This window comes from Pseudonocardia xinjiangensis (assembly GCF_050948425.1).
Taxonomy (GTDB): Bacteria; Actinomycetota; Actinomycetes; order Mycobacteriales; family Pseudonocardiaceae; genus Pseudonocardia; species Pseudonocardia xinjiangensis.
In genome coordinates this window covers 894,621-920,541 of sequence record NZ_CP192009.1, presented here as the reverse complement: position 1 = coordinate 920,541, position 25,921 = coordinate 894,621, and the positions used below count along the sequence as shown (strand labels likewise).

Here is a 25,921-nt window from a genome sequence, read left to right as displayed (position 1 = left end):
GCGGGCCGACCCCGCTCATGGCGTCTCGACGATGTAGCCGTACCCGCGCACCGTCTTCAGGACGTGACCGGCCCCGACCGCGTCGAGCTTGCGGCGCACGTACCCCACGTACACCTCGACGACGTTGCGGCTGGCCGCCTGCTCGTCGCCCCAGACCAGGCGCAGCAGCTCATCCTTCGCGACGGCCGTGTCGGGCCGGCGGGCGAGCGCGTGCAGCAGCGCGAACTCCCGCGGTGAGAGCTCCACCGAGGCGCCCTCCCAGCTGACCGCCCTGGCCACGGGGTCGACGATCAGCGGCCCCAGCCGGACCCGTTGCCCGGTGCGGCCGAGCGCGGCGTCGCGCCGCCGCAGCAGCGCGCGCAGCTGCGCGACCAGCACGACGAACGCGAACGGCTTGGGGAGGTACCCGTCCGCTCCGAGGTCGAGCCCGTCGGCCTGGTCGAACTCGCCGTCCTTCGCCGACAGCACCAGCACCGGCGTGTCGACGCCGGCCGCGCGCAGCTGTTCGATCACGCGGTAGCCGGAGAGGCCGGGGAGGATGATGTCCAGCACGATCGCGTCGAAGCCGCCGGTGAGCGCGGCGCGCAGGGCGGTCGGCCCGTCCGCGACGGCCACGACCTCCATGCCCTCGGCGGTCAGCCCGCGTGCCACGGCCGTGCGGATGCCCGGTTCGTCGTCCACCACCAGCACGCGTGCCATCACGGCGGACGCTACCGGCCCGAGCGGATCATCACCTCAGAACACTCTCAGCAGACATGAGTCAGGCTGTGCACATGGCAGCGCGGATCAGGCCGGGGCGGGACATGGCGGGACGTCGGAGCGGACGGACGACCGGACGAGCGGTCGCCGCGGGAGTGGCCGTCGCCGGAGCGGTGGGGTTGGGACTGCTGACGATCCCGGCAGGCGCCGGGGCGGCACCCGAGCTGCCGCCCATCACGGCGGAGGCACTGGTGAGCTCGGTACTGGCGGCCCACCCCGGGCCGTTCGGCGGCACCGTCGAGCTGGACAACCAGCTCGGCCTGCCGTCGCTGCCGAACATGCCGCAGGCCGCCGACGGCACGAGCACCGCACGGGTGTGGTCCGACGGCGAGGGTCGCGGCCGGATCCAGCTGCCGACCGACTCGGGTGAGCGCACGCTGGTGTCGGACGGCACCACGTTCTGGTCCTGGAACTCCGAGGACCGCACGGTCACCCGGGCGCCGGAGCACACCGGGCAGCGGACCGAGGGCTCCCCCGACGCTGCCACCGACCCCACGGCGGCGGCCACCAAGGCCCTCGCCGCGCTCCGGTCCAGCAGCGAGATCGGTGTCGACGGCACCGCTGAGGTGGCGGGCCGCCCGGCCTACGAGCTCGTGCTCTCCCCGCTGCCGTCGGAGCGCACGCTGCTGCGCGAGGTGCGGATCGCGGTCGACGCCGCCACGCGCGCACCGCTGCGGCTGACCGTGCTGGCCACCGGGTCGTCCGACCCCGCGGTGCAGCTCGGGTTCACCGACCTCACGTTCGGCGCGCAGGACCCGGCACTGTTCACCTTCACCCCTCCGCCCGGCTCCACCGTGCGCGACGACCAGCACCGGGACGACGCCCGGCCGGCGAAGCCGGAGGGGGAGCACACCGTCGTCGGCACGGGCTGGGACGCCGTGGTCGTCGGGAAGATGCAGGCACCCGCACGCAGCGAGGGCGCCGACGGCCGCCGCTCCGACGTTCCCGACCTGTCCGCCCTGGGCACGCCGGTCAGCGGGCCGTGGGGCAGCGGACGCCTGATCACCACGGCTCTGGGTGGCGCGATCATCACCGACGACGGCCGGATCGCGGTGGGGGCCGTGCCCGAGCCGGTCCTCGCCGAGGCGCTCTCCGCGTGACCGCCACCCCCCGGCTCGACGCGGCTCCCGTCCGGCACGAGCCCGACCGGCCGCCTGCCGCGCGCGCCCTCGGGCTGCGCAAGGTGTTCGGCCGCACCGTCGCGGTCGACGGGATCGACCTCGACGTCCCGGCCGGTGCGGTGCTCGGCATGCTCGGGCCGAACGGCTCGGGCAAGACCACCCTGATCCGCATGCTCCTCGGCCTGACCCGGCCCACCGCGGGAGCCGCCGAGCTGCTGGGCCACCCGGTCCCCGACGAGTCGGCGCAGGCCCTGCCACAGGTCGGCGCGCTGGTGGAGGGGCCGGGGTTCCACCCGTTCCTGTCCGGCCGAGAGAACCTGCGCCGGGCCGCGGCCACCGAACCGCTGCTCGGCAGCCGGCAGATCACGGGGGCGGTCGACGCGGCGCTGGAGCGCGTCGGGCTCGGCCACGCCGCGGACCGGCGGTTCCGCGGCTACTCCCTCGGCATGAAGCAACGCCTCGGCCTGGCCGCCGCGCTGCTGCTGCCCCGCTCGCTCGTCGTCCTCGACGAGCCGACCAACGGGCTCGACCCGGCAGGCACCCGCGACGTCCGGCGGATCATCGCCGAGCTGCACACCGGAGGGGCCACGGTCATCGTGTCCTCGCACCTGCTCGCCGAGGTGGAGGCCACGTGCACCCACGTGGCCGTGCTGCAGTCGGGGTCGCTCGTCGCGGCGGGAGAGCTCCGCACCCTGCTGCAGGCGGGGAACGGCGGGCTCGTGGTCGCCACGCCCGACGTCGACCTCGCGTTGCTCACGTTGCGCGGCGCGGGCGCGAAGGCCTACCGGGCCGAGCGGGCACCCGGTGAGGAACAGGCGGTGGTCGTGGAGGACGGCGGGCCACCGGCCCCGGAGGTGATCGCCCTGCTGGTGCGCGCCGGCGTCGCCGTGCACGAGGCGCGGCGCAGCCATGCCAACCTCGAGGAGCTGTTCGCCCGGCTGACCGAGGAGTCCACATGACCGGCACCGCTCTCACCGCCACTCCGGTCGACGCGCCGCGCAGCGCCCCGCTCGGCAGGCTGCTCGGCGCCGAGCTGCGCTGGGTGCTGCGACGCCCGCGCACCCTGGTGATGCTCGCGGTGTTCGCGCTGGTGCCCGTGCTCATCTCGGTCGGGGTGGCCGTCGCCGGTCGCGGTTCCGGTCCGGGAGCCGGCCTGGTCGGGGCGGTCGCCGGCAACGGGCTGGTGCTGCCGGTGGCGGCGATGACGCTGGCCCTCGCCCTGTTGCTGCCGCTGGCGGTGGCGATGGCGGCGGCCGACGCCATCGCGGGTGAGACGTCCCACGGCACGTTGCGCGGCCTGCTCGTGGCACCCGTCGGGCGGCTGCGGCTGGTCGTGATGAAGGCGTACGGGGTGCTCGTCGTGGCCACGCTGGCCACGCTGGCCCTCGCGGTGGTCGGTGTGGTGGCCGGCCTCGTCGTGGTCGGCGGGGCCGACGGACAGCTCGTCACGCTCTCCGGCACCACGGTCGGCGTCGGAGAGGCCCTGGCCCGGGTGGCGCTCGTCGTCGTCTGGACGGTGGGGCAGCTCGCCGCCGTCGGCGCGATCGCGCTGGCGATCTCCTCGTACACGGAGCACCCGCTCGTCGTGCTGGCGTCGGTGCTCGGCGGCCTGATCGTGTTCGGGGTGCTCACCGCGATCCCCTCGCTGGACTGGCTCCAGCCCTACCTGCTCACCAGCGGGTGGACGGCCGGGGCCGACGCCCTGCGCGACCCCCTCCCCCTCGGCGGCATCGCGGAGAGCTCGCTGCGCGCCCTCTGCTACGCCGCCATCGGCTCCGGGCTGACCGTCCACCGCATGCTGCGCCGAGACGCCTGACCCGCCCCGCCCCCGCGAGTCGCCCGCATTCCGCCCGCGAGTCGCCCGGTTCCTGCCCGCGAGTCGCCCGATTCCCGCGCGCGAGTCGCCCGATTCCACCCCGCGAGTCGCCCGATTCCTGCCGGCGAGTCGCCCGGTTCCGCCGCGCGAGTCGCCCAGTTCCCGAACCTCGGAGGCCGACCAGGGTCAGTCGGCCGTTGCGTCGATCTGCTCCGAGATCGACGCGGCCAGCACCACGTCCTTCTCCGTGATCCCACCCGCGGAGTGCGTCGAACACCGGAACGTGAGGGTCCGCCAGCGGACGTCGATGTCGGGGTGGTGGTTGCGGTCCTCCGCGATCTCGGCCACCCGGACCACCACCGCCACCGCGGCGGGGAACGACGGCAGTGTCGCGGTGCGCACGATCGCGTCGCCCTCGCGTTCCCAGCCGGGCAGGTCGGTGAGGGCGGAGGCGATCGCGGCGTCGTCCAGCAGTTCGGCCATGGCGACATCCTGCACCGCACCCTGTGAGCCGGTACCGATTTCGCGCCCCCGTCTCGGGCGACTCGCCGGCAGGAATGGGGCGACTCGCGCAGCGGAACCAGGCGACTCGCGCGGCGGGGGCGGGCGACACGCGGGGCGGGGGCGGGCGACACGCGGGACGGGGCGGGCGACTCGCGCGCGGGACGCCCGCCCGGACCCCTACTTCGCCGGTGCCAGCTCCACCCGGGCCAGGGCCGGCGCCGCCCTGCGCGAGCCCAGGTGCAGGGTCAGCAGCAGGCCGATCACGACCAGCACGAGGCCCCCGCCCACGATGGGCAGCACCAGCACGCCGCCCATGCCGATCACGAGGCCCCCGACCACGCCGGCGATCGCGGTGCCGAGGTAGATCGCGGAGGCGTTGAGCGACAGCACCAGGCCGCCGGTGGGCGCCAGTTCCAGGAGCAGCGACTGCAGCGGGGGGTTGAACGCCCAGCTGAAGATGCTCCAGAGGAACAGGCCCGCCGCCGCGCCGACGACGGTGCTCGCGGTCAGCGTCAGCGTGGCGAGAGTGACGGCGATCCCGGCGAGGACGACGAAGAGCGTGCGCATGGTGCCGAAGCGGTCGGCGGCGCGGCCGCCCCAGGTGTTGCCGACCACCGCGCCGAGGCCGTAGACGAGCAGCAGCAGCCCGATGGTGGCGCCGGTGCCGTCGAGCCCGGCGGTGGCCTTGAGCAGGGGCGACACGTAGATGTAGACGACCATCACGGCGAGGACGCCGATCACCGTCATGGCCAGCACGATCAGGACGCGCGGGTCGGCCGCCACGGCGAAGCGCTTGCGGAGGGGTACGGGGGGCGGCGCCGCCATGCGGGGCAGGAACACCGGGACGACGGCGGCGACCAGCGCACAGACCACGGCGACCGCTCCGAACACGCCGCCGTAGCCGATGGTGCTCCCGAGCAGGTCACCGGCGGGAACGCCGACCGCGAGCGCCACGGTCAGGCCGCCGAACACGATGGCGACGGCCCGGGCCCGCTGGGCGGGTGGGAGCAGCGCGGTGGCGACGAGGGTCGCGGCCGGGGTGTAGGCGGCCGCGCCGAGCGCGGCGATGATCCGGCCTGCGATCAGCAGGGGGTAGGTGGTGGCGAGGGCGGAGATCCCGTTCCCGATCGCGGCGACGGCGAGCGCGGCGAGCAGGACGGTGCGCCGGTCCCAGCGTCCGGTGACGGTGGTGAGCAGTGGGGCACCGATGGCGTAGGAGAGGGCGAACGCCGTGGCGAGCTGACCCGCGGCCGTCAGCGAGACGCCCAGTTCGTCGCTGACGGCGGGCAGCACGCCCGACACCACGTAGGCGCTCGTGCCGACGGCGAAGGCACCGGCGGCGAGCAGGTAGGTGCGTGCGGACATCGAGGACCTTCCGAGGTGATGTCATCTCTTACGACGATGACCGTACTACGACAATGGTCGAAGTACGACATGCGTCGTACTATTGCTCCATGTCGCCCAGGGCCGCGGTGCAGACCGCCCACTCCCACCCCGAGCCGGCGGAGATCCGGATCGAACAGGTGCTCCAAGCACTCGGGGACCCGGTGCGCCTGCAGATCGTGCGGGCGCTCGCCCTGGCCACCGACGGCCTGGCCTGCGGTGCGGTCCCCCTGCCCGTCACCAACTCCACGCGCACTCACCACATGCGGATCCTCCGCGAGGCCGGGGTGGTCACCATGCGGGCGGAAGGGACCCGACGGATCAGCACCCTGCGCCGCGCCGACCTCGATACGCTGTACCCCGGCCTGCTCGACGCGGTGCTCGACGCTCCGCACTGAGGGCGCCGACCTGGCACGATGCCGGGATGACGCGCCTGCCCCGCAAGCCGTACGAGAAGGAACTCCTGCGCCTGCAGGGCGAGCTGGTGCAGATGCAGGAGTGGGTCCGCACCAGCGGCGCTCGCCTGGTGGTGGTCTTCGAGGGCCGCGACGCCGCAGGCAAGGGCGGCGCTATCAAGCGCGTGTCGGAGTTTCTCAACCCGCGCATCTGCCGCATCGTCGCCCTACCCGCACCGTCGGAGCGGGAACGCACGCAGTGGTACTTCCAGCGCTACGTGGAGCACCTGCCCGCCGCCGGGGAGATCGTGCTGCTCGACCGCAGCTGGTACAACCGCGCCGGCGTCGAGCGGGTGATGGGCTTCTGCACGCCTGACGAGTACGCCCGGTTCCTCCGGCAGTGCCCGGTGTTCGAGGAACTGCTCGTCGAGGACGGCATCCTCCTGCGCAAGTACTGGTTCTCGGTGAGCGACGCCGAGCAGGAGCGACGCTTCCGCGATCGGATGTCCGATCCGATGCGGCAGTGGAAGCTCTCCCCGATGGACCTCGAGTCGATCACCCGCTGGGAGGACTACTCACGGGCGAAGGACGAGATGTTCGCCCACACCGACACGGCCTCCTCGCCGTGGCACGTGGTGGAGGCCGAGGACAAGCGGCGGGCGCGGATCAACATGATCGCGCACCTGCTGGGCAGCGTCCCGTGGGAGCCGGTGCCGTCACGCGACCTGAAGCTCCCGGCCCGGCCCGCGCGGCGGGGCTACCAGCGCCCGCCCCGGGAACGCTTCCACGAGGTGCCCGACCACGCCGCCGCCCTGGAAGGCTGAGCCGGACAGGTCAGAACCGGCGGTTGGCGAGCACCGGCACGGCACGGCGCGCCTGCTCCACCTCGTCGAGGGCGAGGTCGACCACCAGCAGGCCGGGCTCCGCCCCGAGCTGGTCGAGCACCGCACCCAGCGGCCCCACCGCGAGGCTCGCCCCGATCCCGGTCGGCGCGCTGCCCGGCTCACGGCCCGCGGTGGTGGGGTCGGCCTGGTCGCAGGCCGCCACGAAGGCCGTGCTGTCGAGCGCCCTGGCTCGCACGAGCAGATCCCACTGCTCGCGCTTGCCCGGTCCGGCGCCCCACGAGGCCGGCACCAGCACGACACCGGCGCCGCCGTCGGCGAGCTCCTGGAACAGCCCAGGGAAGCGCAGGTCGTAGCAGGTGGCCAGGCCGACGCTGACGCCACCGACGGCGATGCTCACCGGTTTCGATCCCGGGGCGACGGTGCGCGACTCGGCGAAGCCGAAGGCGTCGAACAAGTGGATCTTGTCGTAGGAGGCCTCCACGCCACCGCCGGTGGCGATCAGCGTGTTGTGCACGCGGCCGTCGTCGGCGGGGGTGAACATGCCGGCGACGACGGTGATGCCGGCGGCCGCGGCGATGGACCGCACGCGATCGGCCCACGGCCCGTCCAGCGGCTCGGCGACGGGACCGAGCGGTACCCCGAAGCAGCACATCGTCGCTTCCGGGAAGACCACGACAGCAGCTCCCGCCTCGGCGGCGCGGCGGGTTCCGTCCTCGATCAGGGCGAGGTTGTGGTCCGGGTCGGGCGTCGACAGGATCTGGGCGAGCGCAATACGCACAGGAAGCCTCCGGTTACTGTATACATGTTGCATGCAAGCAGCGGACCCGTCCCCCGAGTCGGGGCGCGATCGCGCCTACCGTCACCTCAGGGAAACGGTGCTGATCGATCCGGCAGTGCAAGGGACCTTTCTCAACGAGGGTGTGCTCGCCCAGGCCATCGGCGTGTCCCGGACGCCGGTGCGCGAGGCCCTGCTGCTGTTGGTCGCCGAGGGCCTGGTCGAAATGGTGCCGAAACGGGGAGCGTACGTGCCCCCGCTGTCCGGACGGCAGATCAAGGAGCTGATGGAGCTGCGCGGCCTGCTGGAACGGCACGCCGCCTCCGTCACCCTCACCGAAGGCACGGTGCCGCTGGCGGCCATGCGCGAAGCCCTCGCGGAGCAGGAGCGGTTCACCGACGCGGTGGCCAACCCGGCCACCGCGCAGGTGTTCATCGAGTGGGACCGCCGCTTCCACCAGGTCCTCGTGGACGCCGCCCGCAACGATCTCATCGCGCGCACCTACGCGGGCCTGCGCACCCGCCAGGTACGGGTGGGCGTCGCGGCCATGTTCCGCACCGCCGATCGGCAGCGCGGGGTGTGCGACGAGCACGCCCGCATCGTCGCCGCGCTGGAGTCCGGCGACGAGGCCGCGGCCCACACGGCGATCGAGGATCACCTGGCGATCACCTTGCGGCTGTTCCTGGAGGCATGACCGCCGCCTCGCCGCGCAGGACGAGGTAGGCCTCGTCCTCCGCCGGGTCGGGGTCGCGCCCGATGGCCAGACCGGCCAGCGTCAGCAGTGACGCCACCAGCACGTAGACCGCCACCGGCACCCAGGATCCCGAGGTGCCGAGCAGCGCGGTGAAGACCAGCGGCGCCACGGCACCGCCGAACACGCCCGCGATCGTGTACGCGAGCGAGCTGCCGGTGTAGCGAAGCCTGGTGGAGAACTGCTCGGTGACGAACGCGGCCTGCGGCCCGTACATGAACGAGTGCAGCCCCAGCCCCACGATGGTGCCGATGACCAGCATCGGCATGGAGGAGTCGCCCATGGCGGGGAAGAACAGGAACGGCCAGATCCCGGCGCACACCGCGGCGGAGGCGTAGAGGACCCGGCGGTTGACCCGGTCGGAGACGGCACCCGCCAGCGGGATCAGCCCGAGCTGGAACACCGAGCCCACGAGGATGGCCGTGAGCACCTGACCGCGGCTCATGCCCAGCTCGCCGGTCGCGTAGGTGATCACGAAGACGGTGAACAGCGCGTAGGTGACGTCGGGCCCGATCCGGCAGAGCACCCCGGCGACCAGCGCGCGGCGCTGCGTGCGGAAGACCTCGCCGACCGGCGCCGCAGGCTGGTCGCCCCGCGCCTGGATCGCGCGGAACACCGGGGTGTCCTCGAGCTTGAGCCGGATCCACAGCCCGAAGGCGACCAGCACCGCCGACAGCAGGAACGCGATCCGCCAGCCCCACGCGAGGAACGCCTCGTTCGACATCGCGAGGGTCAGCAGGGCCAGAACGCCGTTCGACAGGAGGTTGCCGGCAGGCGGCCCGATCTGGGCGGCCGAGGACCAGAACCCCCGCTTGCGCGGCTCGCCGAACTCGCTGGAGAGCAGCACCGCGCCGCCCCACTCCCCGCCCACACCGACGCCCTGCGCGAACCGCAGCACCACGAGGAGGGCCGGGGCCGCCGCGCCGATCGAGGCGTAGGTGGGCAGGAGACCGATCAGGAACGTCGCCACCCCGATCAGGAGCAGCGTGAGCACGAGCACCTGCTTGCGCCCGATGACGTCGCCGAGGCGCCCGAAGACGAGCCCCCCGAGCGGGCGTGAGACGTATCCCACCGCGTAGGTCGAGAACGCGAGGAGCGTGCCGGTGAGCGGGTCGGAGCCGGGGAAGAACAGCTGAGGGAAGACCAGGGCAGCGGCCGCGGAGTAGACGGCGAAGTCGTACCACTCGAGCGACGTGCCGGTGAGACTCGCGGCGAAGGCTCGCGTCAGCGAACGCCGATCGATCTCCGGTGCCGGGGCCCCGGGTGTGGGGTCGGGCATCAAATCCTCCTGTCGGTGGCGGGTGCGCAGACGCACACGCGATCGCCGGAGCCGCAATACTTGCTGTATACAAGCGGCATGCGCAAGCTTTTGGAGAAGTCGTGCTGAATGACCTCGTATTCCACCTACCGGACGACACCACCGTCGCGGTCACCGTGACCAGGCTGCTCAACGCCGGCTACGCGGGCAGCGACCAGGACGAGGTCGCGGCCCATGTCGCCGAGCTGGCCGAGCTCGGCGTGCCGGCGCCCAAGACCACACCTGCCCTCTATCCGGTGGCGCCCTACCTCGCCGCGCAGGTCGGCAACGTGCCTGTCCAGCACGAGCGAACCTCCGGTGAGGCCGAGTGGGCGCTCGTCGTGGCGGGCGCTACACCGCAGGACCTCCTGCTCACCGTCGCCTCTGACCACACCGACCGGGAGCTCGAGGTGCACGGCGTCGCGTGGAGCAAGAACGCCGGCCTCGACGTCCTGGGCCGAGGCGCCTGGCGGCTCGTCGACGTCGAGGACCATCTCGACGACGTGTGGCTGCGCGCGTGGGTGACCAGGGACGGCGGCCAGGAGCAGCTGATCCAGGAGGCCACGCTGGCCGCGCTGCTACCGCCGAAGTACTGGCTGGACGAGCTGGGTGACCTCCTGGTGCCCGGCACGGTCCTGCTGTCGGGAACGGTCGCGATGCTCCCCGGCGTCGACCAGTTCGCCGACTGCTGGCGGGTGGAGCTCGCCGACTCCGTGACCGGCAAGGTGCTCGAGCTCTCCTACCGCGTCGAGCGCATGCTCGATCCGATCGGCTAGAGTCGCCGTCGTGCAGCGCCTGTACTGGTTTACCGCTCCGGCCCGTGACGGGTCGGCGGGCGAACCGCTGCGCTGACCTCCACCCCACGAGCCGGACACGAGCCGGCTCGGCGGGAATCTCGACGGGCGGGCTCGGCTGAGAAGAGAGCCCACGTCATGACCCTCGCCGCCGTCCCCGCGCTGGACGAGCACCGCACCACCCGGATCAGTCCCCTGCTGTCCCCGGCCCTCCTGCGCCACGAGCTCCCCATCGACTCCGTCGTGGCCGAGACCGTCACCCGGGCTCGCGCCGAGGTCGTCGACATCCTCGACGGCCGTGACGACCGGTTGATCGTCGTCGTGGGTCCGTGTTCGATCCACGACCCCGACGCCGCGCTCGACTACGCCCACCGCCTCGCCGAGCACACGTCGCGCGTCTCGGGCGAGCTCCGGGTCGTGATGCGGGCCTACTTCGAGAAGCCGCGCTCCACCGTCGGCTGGAAGGGCCTGATCAACGACCCGGGGCTCGACGAGACGTTCGACGTCAACACCGGGCTGCGGACGGCGCGACGGCTGCTGCTCGACGTCTCGGCGCTCGGCCTCCCCGTGGGCTGCGAGTTCCTCGACCCGATCACCCCGCAGTTCCTCGCCGACACCGTGAGCTGGGGCGCGATCGGCGCCCGGACGGCGGCCAGCCAGGTGCACCGCCAGCTGTGCAGCGCGCTCTCGATGCCCGTGGGGATCAAGAACTCGACCGAGGGCGACGTCCAGGTCGCGGTGGACGGGGTGCGCGCCGCCGCCGCGAGCCACGTGTTCATGGGGATCAACCCCGACGGCCTCGCCGCTCTGATCACCACGGCGGGCAACCCGGACTGCCACGTCATCCTGCGTGGCGGCTCGGGCGGCCCGAACCACGACGCCGCCTCGGTGGCCGCCGCCCTGGACCGGCTGCGGTCCGCCGACCTCCCCGCCCGCGTGATCATCGACGCCAGCCACGGCAACAGCGGCAAGGACCACGTCCGGCAGGCGGAGGTGGTCGGCGAGATCGCCGGGCGCATCGCCCACGGCGAGACGGGCGTGGCCGGGGTGATGATGGAGAGCTTCCTCGTCGCCGGCCGCCAGGACCTCGGCCCCTCGATGACCCGCGGCCAGAGCATCACCGACGCCTGCATGGACTGGGCGACCACGGCCGACCTGCTGGACGAGCTCGCGAAAGCGGTGGCCGCGCGCCGATAGCCGGTCGAGATGGACACCAGCGTTGCTGTCTCCGGCGCCAACAACGCTGGTGTCCATCTCACCGCGCGGCCGTCAGCCCGGCGGCCCGGTCACCTCCGCGAGGCGGCGGGTGAGGAAGCGGTGTTCCGTCGCGCTCTCCGTGCGTTCCAGTGCCGCCCGGTACGCCTCCGCCGCCTCCGTGTGGCGGCCGAGCGGCGGAGGAGGTCGGCGCGGGTGGCAGGGAGCAGGCGGTAGTCCGCGAGCTCGCCCGCCAGCTCGTCCACCAGTTCCAACCCGACGCCCGAGCCATATGCCATGGCGACGGCCACGGCCCGGTTGAGCCGCACGACCGGCGACGGCATCAGCTCGACGAGCCGCCCGTAGAGCGCCGCGATCTGCGGCCAGTCGGTGTCGGCTGCGTGCTCCGCCTGGGCGTGGCAGGCCGCGATCGCCGCCTGCACCTGGTACGGCCCGGGTTGCCCGCGCCGCAGCGCGGCGTCGAGGAGCGCGAGCCCCTCGGCGATCGCGGCGCCGTCCCACAGGGAACGGTCCTGGTCCTCCAGCGTGACCGGTTCGCCGGTGCGGTCCAGCCGCGCCCCGCGCCGGGAGTCCTGGAGGAGCAGGAGTGCGGTGAGGCCGAGGACCTCGGGGTCGTCGAGCATCAGCCGGGCGAGCGTGCGGGCGAGCCGGAGCGCCTCGGCGCACAGGTCGTGGCGCACCAGTTCCGAACCGGCCGCGGCGGCGTACCCCTCGTTGAACAGCAGGTAGATCACGCCGAGGACGGCGGCCGTCCGGTCGGGCAGTAGGTGGTCGGGCGGCACGCGGAACGGGATCCCGGCCTCCCGGATCTTGCGTTTGGTGCGCACCAGGCGCTGCGCCATCGTCGGCTCCGACACGAGGAACGCCCTGGCGATCTCCGCCGTGGTGAGCCCGGCCAGGGTGCGCAGGGTGAGCGCCACCCGGCCCTCGAGCGGGAGTGCGGGATGGCAGCAGGTGAAGATCAACCGGAGCCGGTCGTCCTGCACGGCACTTCCCTCCGCCTCCTCGTGAGCGACGGGCTCTCGCGCGATCTCCCGCAGCTTGGTCGCCTCCAGGGCGCTGCGGCGGAGGCGGTTCAGCGCGTGGTTGCGCGCCGTGGTGGTGAGCCACGCTCCCGGGCTGCGGGGGACGCCGTCCCGTGGCCAGCGGGCCACCGCCTGAGCCAGCGCCTCCTGGGCACACTCCTCCGCGAGATCCCAGTCGCCCGTGAGCCGGATCAGGGTGGAGACGATCCGGCCCCACTCCTCGCGGAACGTCGCGGCGACGGCCTCTGCCGCCGCCGCGACGCCGTTCACTCCGTCCAGAGCGGCCTCACCTCGATCATCCCGAACTGCGCGACGGGGTGCTTCGAGGCCACCTCGATCGCCTCGTCGAGATCCTGGCACTCGATCAGGTCGAAGCCGAACATCTGTTCCTTGGTCTCCGCGAACGGGCCGTCGGAGATCAGCACCTCGCTCTCCCGCACCCGGACCGTCGTCGCGTCCGTGACGGGGCGCAGCCGGTTGCCCTGCAGGCGGACGCCGCGGCCGTCCATCTCCTTCACCCACGCCTCGGTGGCGGCGGCCATGTCCAGGTCGGGCGCCGGCTGCGCATCGTCGGTGCCACAGATCAACAGCATGTACTGCACGGGATCCTCCATCGTTTCCGTCCGGTCGCCACAACGACAATCGGGAGACGCCGGGATCGACAGCCCGGGCGGAAAATCTCAGAGCAGGTACGTCTCCAGGCGGTCGGCCAGCTCCCGGGGCCTGCTCAGCGCGACGAGATGACCACCGGGCATCTCGTCGACGGGTATGCCGAGCCGCTCCGCCACCACCCGCCGCTGGAACTCCAGCGGGAAGAAACGGTCGTCGCGGCCCTGCAGGAACCGGGTGGGAACGTCCGGCCACCGCTCCAGCGGCCACGGCTTCTCGAACGGTGTGCCGGACTGGTCGGGCTCGCGCCGGGCGAGCACGGCGGCCGTCACCTCGGGCGCGACGTCGTGGAAGAACTCGACGAGGGCGTCGAACTCGCCGTCTGCCGGCCTGCCCTCGCTCGCCGCGTAGGCGGCCCGGGCCTGCGGCTGGCCGGTGTTCTCCCACCACTCTCCCGGTGTCTCGCCCGGCGCCGGCACCATCGCGTTGAGCAGGACGAGCAGGTCGACCGGCACGCGCTCGCACACGAGCGGCGCGGTGAACCCGCCCATCGACTGGGCCACCAGGACGATCCCGGTGCGGCCGCCGATCGCGGCCACCACGGCATCCGCGTACTCCGCGAGCCCGGCCGAGTCGTCCGCGCCGGGCAGTTCGACCGCGACGGCCTCGCGCCCCCGGCCGGCCAGTTCCTCGACGAGCCGGTGCCAGTAGAAGGCGCTCCCCCCGGCACCGGGGATCAGTACGAAGGTGGGGCTCGCGTGGGTGCGCATGCGGAGGTCCTCGTCGTCGGGTGGCCGGGCCGTACAGGAGACAACCCGGGCACCCGGAACTCATCGGCGAACCGGCGGGTCGATCGCGACTCTGGCTCATTCCGCGGCATCGGCGTCGGACGCCGGCGCGGGGCAGGTGCCACCGGGGGCGACGGACAGCTCGAAGTGCCACATCTCGTTGGCGTAGGACTGGCACAGGCCGTAGGCGGCGCCGTGCTGGATGAGCCAGTCGTCCGCCCTTGTCGGCAGGACGTCCACGGCGTGCCCGGTCACATGGCTCGACGTCTCCGCGGTCCGCACGAAACGGCGGGCCTCCTCCTCGCCGCCGTACCTGCTCGTGGCCTGCTGCAGCAGGAAGTTCTGATAGCGCTCGCTGCGCCACCCGGAGGAGATCCGCATCTCGACGTTCTTCGCCGCGGCATCCCCGGCCGCCTGCTGCACGGCCGCGCGGAGCGCGGGATCGAGATTCGCGATCGCCGGCACATCGGCGAACGGCGACACCGTCTCCCCCTGCGGAATGAGCCCGTCGGCAGCGGAGAAGGCCGAATCGGGCCCGGCCCCGGCGGTTGCTGTTCCGTCGACCTTCGCCGTGCACCCGGCGGCAAGACAGACGATCACGAGTGCGGCCGGCAGAACCGCGAACGGCCGGCGGCGACGCGCCGGGAACGGGATCGGCAGTCGCACTGAGGAACCTCCTGTGGTGGTTCCCGGAGCACAACATGGCTGTTGTTGCGCCACCGTCGACTCCTTTCACAACATCGACGCAACATCGCCGGAGGTAGCGTGCCGCGGCGTCAGCGGGGTCGGCCTGGAGGTCCGTGTGCGCGTGTTGATCGTCGAGGACGAGCCCTACCTCGCGGAGGCGCTGCAGACCGGCTTGCGTCATGCCGCGATCACGGCCGACGTCACGCTCGACGGCGACGACGCGCTGGAACACCTGGGCGTCAACGACTACGACATCGTCGTGCTCGACCGCGACATCCCCGGGACGCACGGCGACGAGGTGTGCGCCGTCGTGGCCCGCGAGCACCCCACGGTGCGGGTTCTGATGCTCACCGCGGCGGCCACGCTGCGGGACAAGGTGGCCGGGTTCGAGAGCGGCGCCGACGACTACCTGACGAAACCGTTCGCGCTGGAGGAGCTGGTGGTCCGGCTGCGCTCGTTGGCCCGCCGCCCGGCGGCGACGGCGCCACCGGTACTCGAGCACCAGGACGTCCGGCTCGACCCGTACCGGCGCGAGGTGTACCGCGCCGGCCGGTACGTCCAGCTGACGAGAAAGCAGTTCGCGGTGCTCGAACTCCTGATGCGCGCCCGCGGCGGCGTGGTCAGCGCCGAAGAACTGCTGGAGAAGGTCTGGGACGAGAACGCCGACCCCTTCACCAGCGCGCCGCGGGTCACGATCTCCACGCTGCGCAAGCGGCTGGGCGACCCCGATCTCATCGCGACGGTCTCCGGAGTCGGTTACCGGCTCGCTCGTCCGGTCCCCACGCCGTGACGCCGGCCGCGGGGGTGAGGAACCGGCGGCCGGTGAGCGCCCGCCTGCGGCTGACCCTGAGCTACGCCGGGTTCCTCGTGGCCGCGGGAATCGTCACGGCGGCGGCGGCGTACGTGATCATCAAGTACATCCCGAACTATCCGCTCACGGCCTCCAACCCCCGTGACACGTCGTGGGCGCCTGCGCGTGGGGAGATCCTGGACGCTCTGCTCAGTATTTCCTGGGGCATCCTGCTGATTCTCGCCGCGATCGGCCTCGGCGGCGGCTGGGCACTCGCCGGCTGGGTGCTGCGGCCGCTGCACCAGATCAACGAGGCCGCGCAGATCGCCGCCACCGGTCACCTCGACCACCGCATCAACCTGGTGGGCCGCAACGACGAGTTCCGTCAGCTGGCCGACAACTTCGACCACATGCTCACCCGGCTGAGCGACGCGTTCGACGCCCAGCAGCGCTTCGCGGCCAACGCCTCGCACGAGCTCCGCACGCCGCTCGCCGTCACCGCGACCCTGCTCGACGTCGCACGGTCGAGTCCCGAGCAGCCGGACCACCCGAGGCTTCTCGAGCAGCTCCAGGTCACCAACGACCGCGCGATCCGGATCACCGACGCCCTGCTGCGGCTCGCCGACGCCGACGCCGCCTCCATCCGGGCCACGTCGGTGCCGGTGGATCTCGCCGGCGTCGCGCACCGGTCGCTCACCGAGCAGCACACCGAAGCGGCGCGCCACCAGGTGACCGTTCACGGCCGGCTGGAACCGGCGCCCACCTTCGGCGACCCCGTCCTGCTCGAGCAGCTCGTCACCAACCTCGTCCAGAACGCGATACGCCACAACACACGGCCGGGAACCGCATACGTCAGCACCGGCCGTGACCCCGCTTCCGGCGCCGTGGTCCTCCGCACGGAGAACCCGGGACCGGAGTACTCCCCCGAGTCGGCCGCTCGGCTCAGTGAGCCGTTCCTCCGGGGTGGGGGACGCGTCAGGGTGGCGGGCCAGGTGACCGGCCACGGGCTGGGGCTGGCCCTGGTCGAACGGATCGTGGCCGCCCACGACGGCACGCTCGCCCTGGAGCCGAGGCCCGGCGGCGGACTCGTCGTCACCGCCGTCCTTCACACCCCCGCGCCGGTCAGCGCGGTATCGACGTGTGCTTGAACTCGTTGAGGTCGGGCCAGCCGGTGAGCGTGTCCACCACCCGCTCCACCGCCCGCACGGAGACGGCGGCCTCGGCGCCGGCGGGCGACCGGTCCATCAGCCGGACGAAGGCGGCCTGATCGCCCGCGATGAACGTGGGCACGCCCCAGACGGTGTGGGACGCGGCGAACTGCTCGTGCTCGGCGCGGACGGTGGCCAGTGCCGCCCCGGAGTCGATCCGCTCGAGCACCGTGTCGGCGGGGACGCCGTGCTCGGTGAGCGCTCGCGCCACGACCTCGCGGTCGTCGAGGTGCAGTGCCTCGTCATGGCGCACCGCGAACAGCGCCCGGTGGACCTCGGGGAACTGCTCGGCGAACTCGTCACGCACCACGACACCGGCCTGCAGTGCGAGGAGACCGGAGTCCTTCTCCGGCTCGTCCCAGACGTCGGGCTCGCCCTCCTCCACGTGGACCTGACCGAGCGAGAACGGCAGGAACCGGACGTCCCAGTCGGCTCCGGCGGCCAGGCCGGTGAGGATGTGCTCGTGCGCATTGCGCGCGAACGGGCACCGGTAGTCCCAGGTCACGGCGAAAGCAGTGGTCATACCTCGAGATCGCAGCGCGCCGTCCCCGATATTCCCCGATCGCGCATTGCCGACCACCCCGTGTGACGCGGACACTCGATGGTTGACAAGCAGCAGGCTCGGATCCCTACAGTCGTGTCAGGGCCTGCCGGCCGGACCCGTTCGGAGCGGCCGGGAGACCCGGCTCGACGACGCCGCGACAACCCCGCCGGAGCGGGTGCTCGCGCCGGAAGCGATGGAGGCCGCAGGTGCGCGCACACAGGTCGTTCTGTGCGGCTCACAGACTGCACGTCGATCTCCTCCGGGTGGCGAGCGCGAGCTGTCGGGGCTGACCGCTCCCGCTCATCCGAGCCCGTGAGCCACGACTCCAGCTCTTCCAGTGCGCGTCGCACGACCGGGACGTCCGTCCCCGCTCCTGCGCGCGTCCGCATCGCACAGAGGAGCGATGATCTCGATGGGTGAACCACAGTCCACGTTGCACCTCGCCGTGGCACTCGACGGCACCGGCTGGCATCCGGCCTCCTGGCGCGAGCCCGGCGCCCGGCCTGCCGAGCTGCTGACCGCCGCGTACTGGACCGACCTGGTGCAGGAGGCGGAGCGGGGACTCCTGGATCTCGTGACGATCGAGGACTCCCTCGTGCTGCAGTCCGAGCACCGGTTCGAACCGGACGCGCGCACCGACCGGGTCCGGGGCCGGCTGGACGCGGTGCTCGTCGCGGCCAGGGTGGCACCGCTGACCGAGCACATCGGCCTCGTCCCGACCGCGGTCGCCACCCACACCGAGCCGTTCCACGTCTCCAAGGCGATCGCCACCCTCGACTACGTCAGCACGGGCCGCGCCGGGGTGCGGGTCCGGGTCTCGGCCCGGCCCGACGAGGCCGCGCTGTTCGGCCGTCGCGAGATCCCGCCCGTCCGGCTCGAGGACGACGCGCTCGCCGACCTGTTCGACGAGGCCGCCGACTACGTCGAGGTCCTGCGCAGGCTCTGGGACTCCTGGGAGGACGACGCGGAGATCCGTGACGTCGCCACCGGGCGGTTCGTCGACCGGGACAAGCTGCACTACATCGACTTCGACGGCGCGCAGTTCTCCGTCCGCGGGCCGTCGATCACGCCACGGCCGCCGCAGGGTCAACCCATCGTCAGCGCGCTCGCCCACCGGACCGTCGCCTACCGGCTGCTCGCCCGCGCCGCCGACGTCGGGTTCGTCACCCCGCAGGGCCCGTCGGACATCGAGGCGATCCTCCGGGAGATCCACACCGAACAGGCCGCCGCGGGCCGCGCCGACGACACGGTGCACGTCCTGGGTGACCTGCTGGTGTTCCTCGACGAGGACGCGGCCGCGGCCACCGACCGGAAGGCCCGCCTGGACGAGCTGGCCGGTGCCGAGCTCACCAGTGACGCGCGGATCTTCACGGGCACTCCGGCGCAGCTCGCCGACGTGGTGCTGGAGTGGCGCGACGCCGGGCTGAGCGGGGTGCGCCTGCGCCCGGCCGGGGTCGCGCACGACCTGCCGATGATCACCGGCGGCCTGGTGCCGGAACTGCAGCGCCGCGGCGCCTTCCGCACCGCGTACGAGGCGGACACCCTGCGCGGGTTGCTCGGCCTGTCCCGCCCCGCCAACCGGTACGCGGCGGCCTGAGAGCCACGAGAAGAGGACACGCGACGATGAGCACGCCACGCAAGCAGATCCATCTCGCCGCCCACTTCCCGGGCGTCAACAACACCACGGTGTGGAGTGACCCGGCAGGCGGCAGCCACATCGACTTCCGGTCGTTCACCCATTTCGCGCGCACGGCCGAACGGGCGAAGTTCGACTTCCTCTTCCTCGCCGAGGGGCTGCGGCTGCGCGAGCAGAACGGGGAGATCTACGACCTCGACGTGATGGGCCGCCCGGACACGTTCACGGTGCTGGCCGCGCTCGCCGCGGTCACCGACCGGCTGGGGCTCGCCGGCACCATCAACTCCACCTTCAACGAGCCGTACGAGGTCGCCCGCCAGTTCGCCTCGCTCGACCACCTCTCCGGCGGACGAGCAGCGTGGAACGTCGTGACGTCGTGGGACGAGTTCACCGGGGAGAACTTCCGCCGGGGCGGGTTCCTACCCCAGGAGAAGCGCTACCTGCGGGCGAAGGAGTTCCTGGCCGCTGCCCAGGAGCTGTGGGACTCCTGGTCGGGCGACGAGATCGTCGCCGACGCCGCGTCGGGCACCTTCCTCGCCGACCCGGACGCCGGCCGGTTCCGCATCACGTCCGACCAGTTCGACATCGGCGGCCGGTTCAGCGTGCCGCGCAGCCCGCAGGGGCGCCCGGTGATCCTGCAGGCGGGCGACTCCGAGGAGGGCCGCGAGTTCGCCGCGTCCGGCGCGGACGCCATCTTCACGCGGCACGGCACGCTGGAGGCCGGTCGGGCCTTCTACGCCGACGTGAAGGCCCGGCTCGCGAAGTACGGCCGCTCAGCCGACGACCTCAAGATCATGCCGGCGGCGACGTTCGTGCTCGGCGACACCGACGCCGAGGCGCACGAGAAGGCCGACGTCATCCGCCACCAGCAGGTGAGCGGGCAGACCGCGATCAAGTTCCTCGAACAGCTGTGGAACCGGGACCTCTCGGCCTACGACCCCGACGGCCCGCTCCCGGAGAGCGACCCGCTGGTCGGGGAGAGCCACATCTCGCGCGGCCGGGCGAGCGTGCGCCAGCACCGGGACCCGATCGCCACCGCGCGCGAGTGGCGCGCACTGGCCGAGGAGAAGGGGCTCTCGATCCGGGAGCTCATCATCCAGGTCAGCGGCCGGCAGTCGTTCATCGGAACTCCCGCCAAGGTCGCCGACGCGCTCGACGAGTTCGTGCAGACCGACGCGAGCGACGGGTTCGTGCTGGTCCCGCACATCACGCCCGGCGGCCTCGACGAGTTCGCCGACACGGTCGTCCCGCTGCTGCAGGAGCGCGGCGCGTTCCGCGCCGAGTACGAGGGCACCACGCTGCGCGAGCACCTGGGGCTCGCTCCTGTCCGCTCCGCCGCAGAAAGGTCCGCCGCAGAAGGGGTCCGCTCGTGAGGTTCCAGATTCTCGACATCGTCCCGCACACCCCCCACCCCGTGACGGGCGAGATCATCAGCGTGCACGAGCGCCTCCGGCGCGTGGTGGAGACCGCGGTGCTCGCCGAGCGGCTCGGCTTCGACTCCTACGCCGTGGGTGAGCGGCACGCGGGTGAGTTCGTCTCGTCCGCGCCGACGGTGCTGCTCGGGGCGCTCGCCAACGCCACCGACCGGATCCTGCTGAGCACCGGCGTCACGGTGCTGTCGCTGCTCGACCCCGTGCGTGTCGCCGAGGACTACGCCACGATCGACCAGCTCTCCGGGGGCCGGCTGGAGATCGTCATCGGGAAGGGCAACGAGGACAAGCACTTCCCGCTCTTCGGGCTGCAGCTCGAGAAGCAGTACGAGTACCTCACCGAGAACTACGAGCTGCTGCGCCTGCTGCTGAGGGAGGAGAAGGTCTCCTGGCAGGGCACCCATCACGCCGACCTCCACGAGGTCACCACGTACCCGCGGCCGTTCTCCGGGCCGTTCCGCATCTGGCACGGGTCGGCCACCTCGACAGCGGCGGTCGACCTCGCCGCCAAGTGGGGTGACCCGATCTTCTCGGCCAACGCGCTGCAGCCCCGTGAGAACTACCTGGTGCTGATCAACCGCTACCGCGAGCAGCTCGAGGCCAACGGGCACGACCCGGCCGTCGGCTACGTGGGCTCCGGGTCCGGCGGCCTCTTCCTCGCTGACACCGACGCGGAGGCGATCGAGCAGTACCGGCCCATCTACGAGGCCATCGCCACCAGGATGCGGGCGGCGCACGCAGGCGACAACCGCCCCGGCAAGGCCACCTCGTTCGCGACGATCGAGGAGGCCGTGGCGCACGGGCCCGCGCTGGTGGGCAACCCCGAGCGGGTGGCGGCGAAGATCCTCGACTACCACAAGGCCTACCGCCACGACGTCCAGTCGGTCTCGGTGTTCCCGATGCTGCCCTACGAGCAGCAGCAGGAGGTGCTCACGCGGTTCGCCGAGGAAGTGATGCCACTGGTGCGCCGGGAGGTCTCCACCACCTTGTGGGGACCGCAGGACCGCGGCCGCGCGGCCGGCTTCACCGCCGTCGAGCACCCCGACGACAACAACGCACCCCGCCGGCAAGGAGCACGAGCATGACCGACACCAGCCAGGCTGGGCCCACGCTCGAGGAAGCCGGTGCCCTCGCCCCGCTCGTCACCGCCGCCGAGGCGGCGCGGCGCGTGGACGCGGGCGCGCTCCTCGTCGACGTCCGCAGCGCAGCCGGCCGGGCCGGCGCCGGTGAGATCCCGGGCGCCACCGTGGTGGACAAGTCCGCGGTCGCCTCCGCATTCGACCTCGCGTCCGACACGCACCTGCCCGCCGTGACGTCCCTCGACCTCCCGATCGTGGTGATCTGCGGTTCCGTGCTGGGCTCCGGGCCATCGGCCGCCGCCCTGCTGGCCATGGGCTTCCGCGACGTCGTGCACGTCGAAGGCGGCTTCCCTGCGTGGCAGGCGGCGGGACTTCCCGTACTGGAACCCGCCGCGACACCGCAGGACTGAGCTCGCAGATATTGCGATCAGCGGATCGTTCGGCGAATTATACTGTCCGGGTTCTCGGCGGTAATGAATGCACACGCCGTATCGGGAAATGCACGATATGTGCTGATCGGACTGCTCCGAGGATATCCGCAACCACGCTGCGAGGGCCCCGATGCCAACGTTGTCCACGCTGAACGTCGGGCTGCCGCAGGATGTGCCGTGGCAGGGTCGCACGGTGTACACCGGCGTCTGGAAACACCCGGTCGAGGGGCCGCGGATGGCCCGCCGGACCAATATCGACGGGGACGGCCAGGGCGACCTGGGCGGGCACGGCGGTGAGTACCGGGCCGTGCTCGTCTACCAGCTCGACTCCTACCGCTACTGGCAGGAGGTGCTCGGGCGCGACGATTTCGTGCCCGGGCAGTTCGGTGAGAACTTCACCGTCGACGGGCTGCCCGACGACGAGGTCTGCATCGGCGACCGCTACCGGATCGGGGAGGCGGTCTTCGAGGTCACCCAGCCGCGGGTCACCTGCTACCGGGTGGGCCTGCGGTTGGGGGAGCCGCAGATGCCCGCCCTCCTCGTGGCCCACCACCGGCCCGGCTTCTACCTCCGCGTCGTGGAGGAAGGGGAGGTGCAGGCGGGCGACGAGATCGTCAAGCTCGCGTCCGGCCCCGAGCGCATGACCGTGGCGGACATCGACGCCCTCCTCTACCTGCACGACCACCCGCGCCCGCAGCTCGAACGCGCCCTGCGGATCCCCGCGCTCAGCCCCGGCTGGCGGACGTCCATGCAGGCACTGCTGGACCAGGCCGACGGCGACCACGCCGGAGCGGGCAACCCCGGGCTGTCGGGCGTTGCCGGCAGCCCGCCGCCCGCCTGGTCCGGGTTCCGCCCCCTGCAGGTGGTCGGCGTCGACGCCGAGAGCCGCCAGGTGGTGTCGCTGCGGCTGGCGGCCACCGACCGGTCCCCCCTGCCGACCGCACAACCGGGCCAGTTCCTCACCGTGCGCCTGCGCCCCGACCCGGACGGTCCGCCGGTCATCCGCAGCTACTCGCTCTCGGGTAGTCCCGGCGATCCGGAGTACCGCATCAGCGTCAAGAGGGAGCCCCACGGGGTGGCAGGCGCCTACGTGCACACGCACGTCCGTGCCGGTGACTCCATCGACGTCGCCGCGCCGCGCGGCACCTTCACCCTCCGCGACGGCGACGCACCGGTCCTGCTGCTGTCGGCCGGAGTCGGCGTCACCCCCGTCCTCGCGATGCTCCACGAACTGGCCGCCGAGCACTCCGACCGTGAGGTGTGGTGGCTGCACGGCGCGCGCAACGGCGCGGAGCACCCCTTCGCCCGCGAGAGCCGCACCCTGCTCGACGCGCTGCCCCGTGCGCACGGCTATGTCACCTACAGCCAACCGGCGCCCGAGGACCGTCCCGGCATCGACTACCAGAGCGCTGGACGGCTCTCCGTCGACCTGCTCGACCGCCTCGGCGTGCCCCGGACGGCAGACGCCTACCTGTGCGGGCCGTCCGCGTTCATGGAGGGCCTCGTCCCGGCGCTGGCCGAGTTCGGCATCGATCCCGCCCGGACCCACACGGAACTCTTCGGCGCAGGCGCCGCCCTCACCCCCGGCATCGCCGCCGGCGCCACCCGGGCGCCGCACCCGCCCCCGGGCCCACCCGGCACCGGGCCCTCCGTCTCCTTCGCCCGCAGCGGCCTCGCCGTGCGGTGGGACGGCGACCACGCCACCCTGCTCGAACTGGCAGAGGCGTGCGACGTGCCCACCCGCTGGTCCTGCCGCACCGGCATCTGCCATACCTGCGAGTCGGGGCTGCTGTCCGGCACCGTCGCCTACTCGCCCGAACCGGTGGAGCCGGCCGGTGCCGGCAACCTCCTGATCTGCTGCTCCCGGCCGGAGGACGACGTCGTCCTCGACCTCTGAGGTCGCGCCCGCCCCGCGACATGGACACATGTGGGTGCTGAACGAGTGCTGGAACAGCGACATGTGTCCACGTCGCTGTTCTCGGTGAAACAGGCGCCATCTGCGGATATCCCGATACGTTTTCGATATGGAAGCAAATGCGGCCGGTGTGCACGTTTCTGATCGAATCGTCCCGGTCGGCACTAGCACCTGACACCGCGCAGCAGAACGTCGAAGTTCAGATGAAATGGGCCACGCCGACCGTCCGCGGGCGGCCTTCGGGATTAACCTCTTGACCCATGATTCCGTCCACCCGGCCACCCCGTGGGGAACACATCCGCACTCCCGACCCGATCGGCATCGCGACGGCGAAAAGACCGCCCGCCCGCTGCTGGCGGTAGGGGAATGGACAAGATGCGTCGGGCCCTGGTTCGAATGTGGACACGGACGATCGTGCTGATGGTGGCGCTGGCGACGCTGAGCACGGCGCTCGTGGCGTCGGCCGCATGGGCCGATCCCCCGACCGGTGGCGCCACCGCTCCCCCCGGCCGGCCGCAGACCCCGCCGAGCCGGCCCTCGCCCGTTCCCGTCAGCCCTCAGGCTTCCCCTGGCCAACCCACGGCTCCCCCCCACGGCGACACGCAGGCCTCCCCAGCCCGAGCGACAACTCCCGTCGGCCCCGCCGCTCCCGTCCGTGATCTCCGGAACGACACTCCCTCCGGCGGCGTGGGGCAGGACGTGTCCCACCCCCAGTGCGGCGGCACGCTCCCCTCGAACAGCGCCTTCGGCATCGTCGGGATCAACAAAGGGCGCCCGTTCTCCATCAACCCCTGTTTCGCCGCGCAGTACCAGTGGGCTGCCGGCCGGCCTTTCGAAGCGGCGGTCTACGTCAATACGAGTAATCCGGCCCCGAGCAGTTCCGACTACTGGCCACACTCCGGTGCCGCCGATCCGGTGCTCTGCAACGACGGCACCTCGAAAACGGATCCCGGGTGCTCCTACGACTACGGCTGGCATGCGGCAGCAAACGCGTTCGACAGCGCGACACAGCTCGACGGCTCGGTGACCAGGCACATCTGGTGGCTCGACGTGGAAATCGCCAACAAATGGAACGGCGACGGCAGTTCCAACACCGCCATGTTGCAGGGCATGGCCGACTTCCTCCTGAGCCACGGAGTGACCGAGGTCGGGCTGTACTCCACCGCCTACCAGTGGCGCCAGATCACCGGTGGGTACACCGCCGCCTCCGCGGACGGCTACCGAGCGGCGTGGAAGCCGCAGTTCACGCCACTGTTCCCGTTGGACGACGCACCGTTGTGGATCGCGACGTACGGGACCAGCGACAGGGCGAGGACGACGTGCACGACGAGCTTCACCGGGGGCCGGACCAAGCTGGTGCAGTTCAGCCAGGACGGCGGCTTCGACTCCAACCTGGCCTGCTGACGCCCCGAAACGATCACCGGCACGCATCTAGCATCGACCGGTGATCACCGACGGATGGTTGTCCGACACCCGCGACTCCTACGACACGGTGGCCGACAGCTATGCCGATCTCTACCGCACGGCGCTGGCGGAACGACCGTACGAACGAGCCGTGCCGGCGCTTTTCGCCGGGCTCGCCGAAACCGGCGGCGGTCGACCGGTAGCGGATGTCGGCCGAGGTCCGGCGACAATTCGGCTTCGACCAGGACTTCCTGTTGACGTGTGTGATCCACAGCGCCAGGCTGCGCGGGTGCGCTCTCGAATGGCCGGTATGTGGTGGGGGACCTCCATCGAAGCGCCTGATCCCGGCGTCCTGGCGAGGTTCTACTCCGAGTTGCTGGGTTGGCCCATCGGTCACGAGCAACCGGGAACGGCGATCATCGCCGCCCCCCAAGGCTCCGTCTACCTCGTGTTCCAGCAGGCGAGCGACTACCGGGCCCCCGTCTGGCCGCCCGTGGACGGGCAGCAGCGCCCGATGATGCACTTCGACTTCCAGGTCGGCGACCTGGATTCGGCGGTCGCCGATGCTCTCGCTCTCGGAGCGACGGAGGCAGACGAGCAACCGCAGGGGAACGTCCGGGTGCTCTTCGACCCGGCGGGCCACCCCTTCTGCCTCTGCCTGGACGAGGGCTGATCCCGATTCATCGGGGCGAGCAAACGAGATCGACATGGTGGGGCTGG

The 25,921-nt window shown here is 72.1% G+C and carries 26 protein-coding genes and 1 pseudogene; 17 read left to right on the top strand and 10 right to left on the bottom strand.

What is annotated here, in order from left to right:
* Nucleotides 1-15 precede the first annotated feature (15 nt).
* Complete coding sequence (locus ACQPZA_RS04525; RefSeq protein ID WP_433278631.1) at nt 16-699, bottom strand: response regulator transcription factor; 684 nt, start codon at nt 697-699, stop codon at nt 16-18.
* A 74-nt stretch (nt 700-773) separates the two neighbouring features.
* Here ACQPZA_RS04525 and ACQPZA_RS04520 point away from each other — a divergent pair, with 74 nt between their 5' ends.
* From ACQPZA_RS04520 to ACQPZA_RS04510, 3 genes are read left to right on the top strand one after another with little or no spacing between them, the layout of a single operon-like run.
* Nucleotides 774-1,859: a LolA family protein gene (locus tag ACQPZA_RS04520; RefSeq protein ID WP_433278629.1), complete on the top strand. Its 1,086-nt coding sequence runs from the start codon at nt 774-776 to the stop codon at nt 1,857-1,859.
* On the top strand, nt 1,856-2,839 hold the full coding sequence (locus ACQPZA_RS04515; protein ID WP_433278627.1) for an ABC transporter ATP-binding protein: 984 nt from the start codon (nt 1,856-1,858) through the stop codon (nt 2,837-2,839). The genes ACQPZA_RS04520 and ACQPZA_RS04515 overlap by 4 nt, the downstream gene beginning before the upstream one ends.
* A complete protein-coding gene (locus tag ACQPZA_RS04510; RefSeq protein WP_433278625.1) occupies nt 2,836-3,696 on the top strand; it encodes an ABC transporter permease subunit in 861 nt (286 codons plus the stop codon). The genes ACQPZA_RS04515 and ACQPZA_RS04510 overlap by 4 nt, the downstream gene beginning before the upstream one ends.
* A 186-nt stretch (nt 3,697-3,882) precedes the next feature.
* On the opposite strand, the gene ACQPZA_RS04505 is transcribed toward ACQPZA_RS04510, so the two are convergent.
* Nucleotides 3,883-4,179, bottom strand: coding sequence for a 4a-hydroxytetrahydrobiopterin dehydratase (locus tag ACQPZA_RS04505; RefSeq protein ID WP_433278623.1), 297 nt, complete (start codon nt 4,177-4,179; stop codon nt 3,883-3,885).
* A 198-nt stretch (nt 4,180-4,377) separates the two neighbouring features.
* Nucleotides 4,378-5,565 carry an MFS transporter gene (locus ACQPZA_RS04500; protein WP_433278621.1) on the bottom strand — a complete coding sequence of 396 codons (1,188 nt, stop codon included), beginning with the start codon at nt 5,563-5,565 and terminating at the stop codon, nt 4,378-4,380.
* An 89-nt stretch (nt 5,566-5,654) separates the two neighbouring features.
* Here ACQPZA_RS04500 and ACQPZA_RS04495 point away from each other — a divergent pair, with 89 nt between their 5' ends.
* Nucleotides 5,655-5,981 carry an ArsR/SmtB family transcription factor gene (locus ACQPZA_RS04495; RefSeq protein WP_433278619.1) on the top strand — a complete coding sequence of 109 codons (327 nt, stop codon included), beginning with the start codon at nt 5,655-5,657 and terminating at the stop codon, nt 5,979-5,981.
* Nucleotides 5,982-6,007: 26 nt separating this feature from the next.
* Nucleotides 6,008-6,802 (top strand): polyphosphate kinase 2, encoded by a 795-nt coding sequence (gene ppk2, locus ACQPZA_RS04490; protein WP_169399303.1) that lies wholly within the window; start codon nt 6,008-6,010, stop codon nt 6,800-6,802.
* A 10-nt stretch (nt 6,803-6,812) separates the two neighbouring features.
* On the opposite strand, the gene ACQPZA_RS04485 is transcribed toward ppk2, so the two are convergent.
* Nucleotides 6,813-7,601 carry a carbon-nitrogen hydrolase family protein gene (locus ACQPZA_RS04485; protein ID WP_433278617.1) on the bottom strand — a complete coding sequence of 263 codons (789 nt, stop codon included), beginning with the start codon at nt 7,599-7,601 and terminating at the stop codon, nt 6,813-6,815.
* A 31-nt stretch (nt 7,602-7,632) separates the two neighbouring features.
* On the opposite strand from ACQPZA_RS04485, the gene ACQPZA_RS04480 reads away from it, so the two are divergent.
* The gene (locus tag ACQPZA_RS04480; protein WP_433278616.1) at nt 7,633-8,292 is read left to right on the top strand and encodes a GntR family transcriptional regulator; all 660 of its coding nucleotides are present in this window, start codon (nt 7,633-7,635) and stop codon (nt 8,290-8,292) included.
* Here the strand turns inward: ACQPZA_RS04480 and ACQPZA_RS04475 are convergent.
* Entirely contained in the window at nt 8,264-9,628 is a 1,365-nt protein-coding gene (locus tag ACQPZA_RS04475; RefSeq protein WP_169399306.1) for an MFS transporter, read from the bottom strand. The two genes, ACQPZA_RS04480 and ACQPZA_RS04475, sit on opposite strands and share 29 nt — an antisense overlap.
* A 104-nt stretch (nt 9,629-9,732) precedes the next feature.
* On the opposite strand from ACQPZA_RS04475, the gene ACQPZA_RS04470 reads away from it, so the two are divergent.
* Nucleotides 9,733-10,422, top strand: a complete 690-nt coding sequence (locus ACQPZA_RS04470) for a DUF2848 domain-containing protein (protein WP_433282674.1) — start codon at nt 9,733-9,735, stop codon at nt 10,420-10,422.
* A 156-nt stretch (nt 10,423-10,578) separates the two neighbouring features.
* The gene (locus tag ACQPZA_RS04465; protein ID WP_169399307.1) at nt 10,579-11,637 is read left to right on the top strand and encodes a 3-deoxy-7-phosphoheptulonate synthase; all 1,059 of its coding nucleotides are present in this window, start codon (nt 10,579-10,581) and stop codon (nt 11,635-11,637) included.
* A 72-nt stretch (nt 11,638-11,709) separates the two neighbouring features.
* Here ACQPZA_RS04465 and ACQPZA_RS04460 read toward each other — a convergent pair.
* The 4 genes and pseudogenes from ACQPZA_RS04460 to ACQPZA_RS04445 form a co-directional block, all read right to left on the bottom strand.
* Nucleotides 11,710-12,950, bottom strand: a pseudogene (locus ACQPZA_RS04460) (RNA polymerase sigma factor).
* Nucleotides 12,947-13,282, bottom strand: a complete 336-nt coding sequence (locus tag ACQPZA_RS04455) for a YciI family protein (RefSeq protein WP_433278614.1) — start codon at nt 13,280-13,282, stop codon at nt 12,947-12,949. The pseudogene ACQPZA_RS04460 and the gene ACQPZA_RS04455 overlap by 4 nt, the downstream one beginning before the upstream one ends.
* A 78-nt stretch (nt 13,283-13,360) precedes the next feature.
* On the bottom strand, nt 13,361-14,059 hold the full coding sequence (locus tag ACQPZA_RS04450; protein ID WP_433278612.1) for an alpha/beta fold hydrolase: 699 nt from the start codon (nt 14,057-14,059) through the stop codon (nt 13,361-13,363).
* A gap of 96 nt (nt 14,060-14,155) precedes the next feature.
* Nucleotides 14,156-14,743: a M15 family metallopeptidase gene (locus ACQPZA_RS04445; protein ID WP_433278610.1), complete on the bottom strand. Its 588-nt coding sequence runs from the start codon at nt 14,741-14,743 to the stop codon at nt 14,156-14,158.
* Between the two features lie 136 nt (nt 14,744-14,879).
* Between ACQPZA_RS04445 and ACQPZA_RS04440 the strand changes: the two genes are divergently transcribed.
* Entirely contained in the window at nt 14,880-15,554 is a 675-nt protein-coding gene (locus tag ACQPZA_RS04440) for a response regulator transcription factor (protein ID WP_433278608.1), read from the top strand.
* A gap of 32 nt (nt 15,555-15,586) precedes the next feature.
* Complete coding sequence (locus ACQPZA_RS04435) at nt 15,587-16,702, top strand: sensor histidine kinase (protein ID WP_433278607.1); 1,116 nt, start codon at nt 15,587-15,589, stop codon at nt 16,700-16,702.
* Here the strand turns inward: ACQPZA_RS04435 and ACQPZA_RS04430 are convergent.
* The gene (locus tag ACQPZA_RS04430) at nt 16,677-17,285 is read right to left on the bottom strand and encodes a DsbA family oxidoreductase (protein ID WP_433278606.1); all 609 of its coding nucleotides are present in this window, start codon (nt 17,283-17,285) and stop codon (nt 16,677-16,679) included. The two genes, ACQPZA_RS04435 and ACQPZA_RS04430, sit on opposite strands and share 26 nt — an antisense overlap.
* A 433-nt stretch (nt 17,286-17,718) precedes the next feature.
* Between ACQPZA_RS04430 and ACQPZA_RS04425 the strand changes: the two genes are divergently transcribed.
* The 7 genes from ACQPZA_RS04425 (at nt 17,719) to ACQPZA_RS04395 (ending at nt 25,874) form a co-directional block, all read left to right on the top strand.
* Complete coding sequence (locus ACQPZA_RS04425; RefSeq protein ID WP_433278604.1) at nt 17,719-18,903, top strand: LLM class flavin-dependent oxidoreductase; 1,185 nt, start codon at nt 17,719-17,721, stop codon at nt 18,901-18,903.
* Between the two features lie 26 nt (nt 18,904-18,929).
* Nucleotides 18,930-20,315 (top strand): NtaA/DmoA family FMN-dependent monooxygenase, encoded by a 1,386-nt coding sequence (locus ACQPZA_RS04420; RefSeq protein WP_433278602.1) that lies wholly within the window; start codon nt 18,930-18,932, stop codon nt 20,313-20,315.
* The gene (locus ACQPZA_RS04415; protein ID WP_433278600.1) at nt 20,312-21,457 is read left to right on the top strand and encodes an LLM class flavin-dependent oxidoreductase; all 1,146 of its coding nucleotides are present in this window, start codon (nt 20,312-20,314) and stop codon (nt 21,455-21,457) included. The genes ACQPZA_RS04420 and ACQPZA_RS04415 overlap by 4 nt, the downstream gene beginning before the upstream one ends.
* Nucleotides 21,454-21,861 carry a rhodanese-like domain-containing protein gene (locus ACQPZA_RS04410; protein ID WP_433278598.1) on the top strand — a complete coding sequence of 136 codons (408 nt, stop codon included), beginning with the start codon at nt 21,454-21,456 and terminating at the stop codon, nt 21,859-21,861. Before ACQPZA_RS04415 ends, ACQPZA_RS04410 begins: the two co-directional genes overlap by 4 nt.
* Before the next feature lie 151 nt (nt 21,862-22,012).
* Nucleotides 22,013-23,779 (top strand): MOSC domain-containing protein, encoded by a 1,767-nt coding sequence (locus ACQPZA_RS04405; protein ID WP_433278596.1) that lies wholly within the window; start codon nt 22,013-22,015, stop codon nt 23,777-23,779.
* A gap of 705 nt (nt 23,780-24,484) precedes the next feature.
* Nucleotides 24,485-25,201 carry a hypothetical protein gene (locus ACQPZA_RS04400; RefSeq protein ID WP_433278595.1) on the top strand — a complete coding sequence of 239 codons (717 nt, stop codon included), beginning with the start codon at nt 24,485-24,487 and terminating at the stop codon, nt 25,199-25,201.
* Nucleotides 25,202-25,490: 289 nt separating this feature from the next.
* A complete protein-coding gene (locus ACQPZA_RS04395; RefSeq protein WP_433278593.1) occupies nt 25,491-25,874 on the top strand; it encodes a VOC family protein in 384 nt (127 codons plus the stop codon).
* Nucleotides 25,875-25,921: the final 47 nt, after the last annotated feature.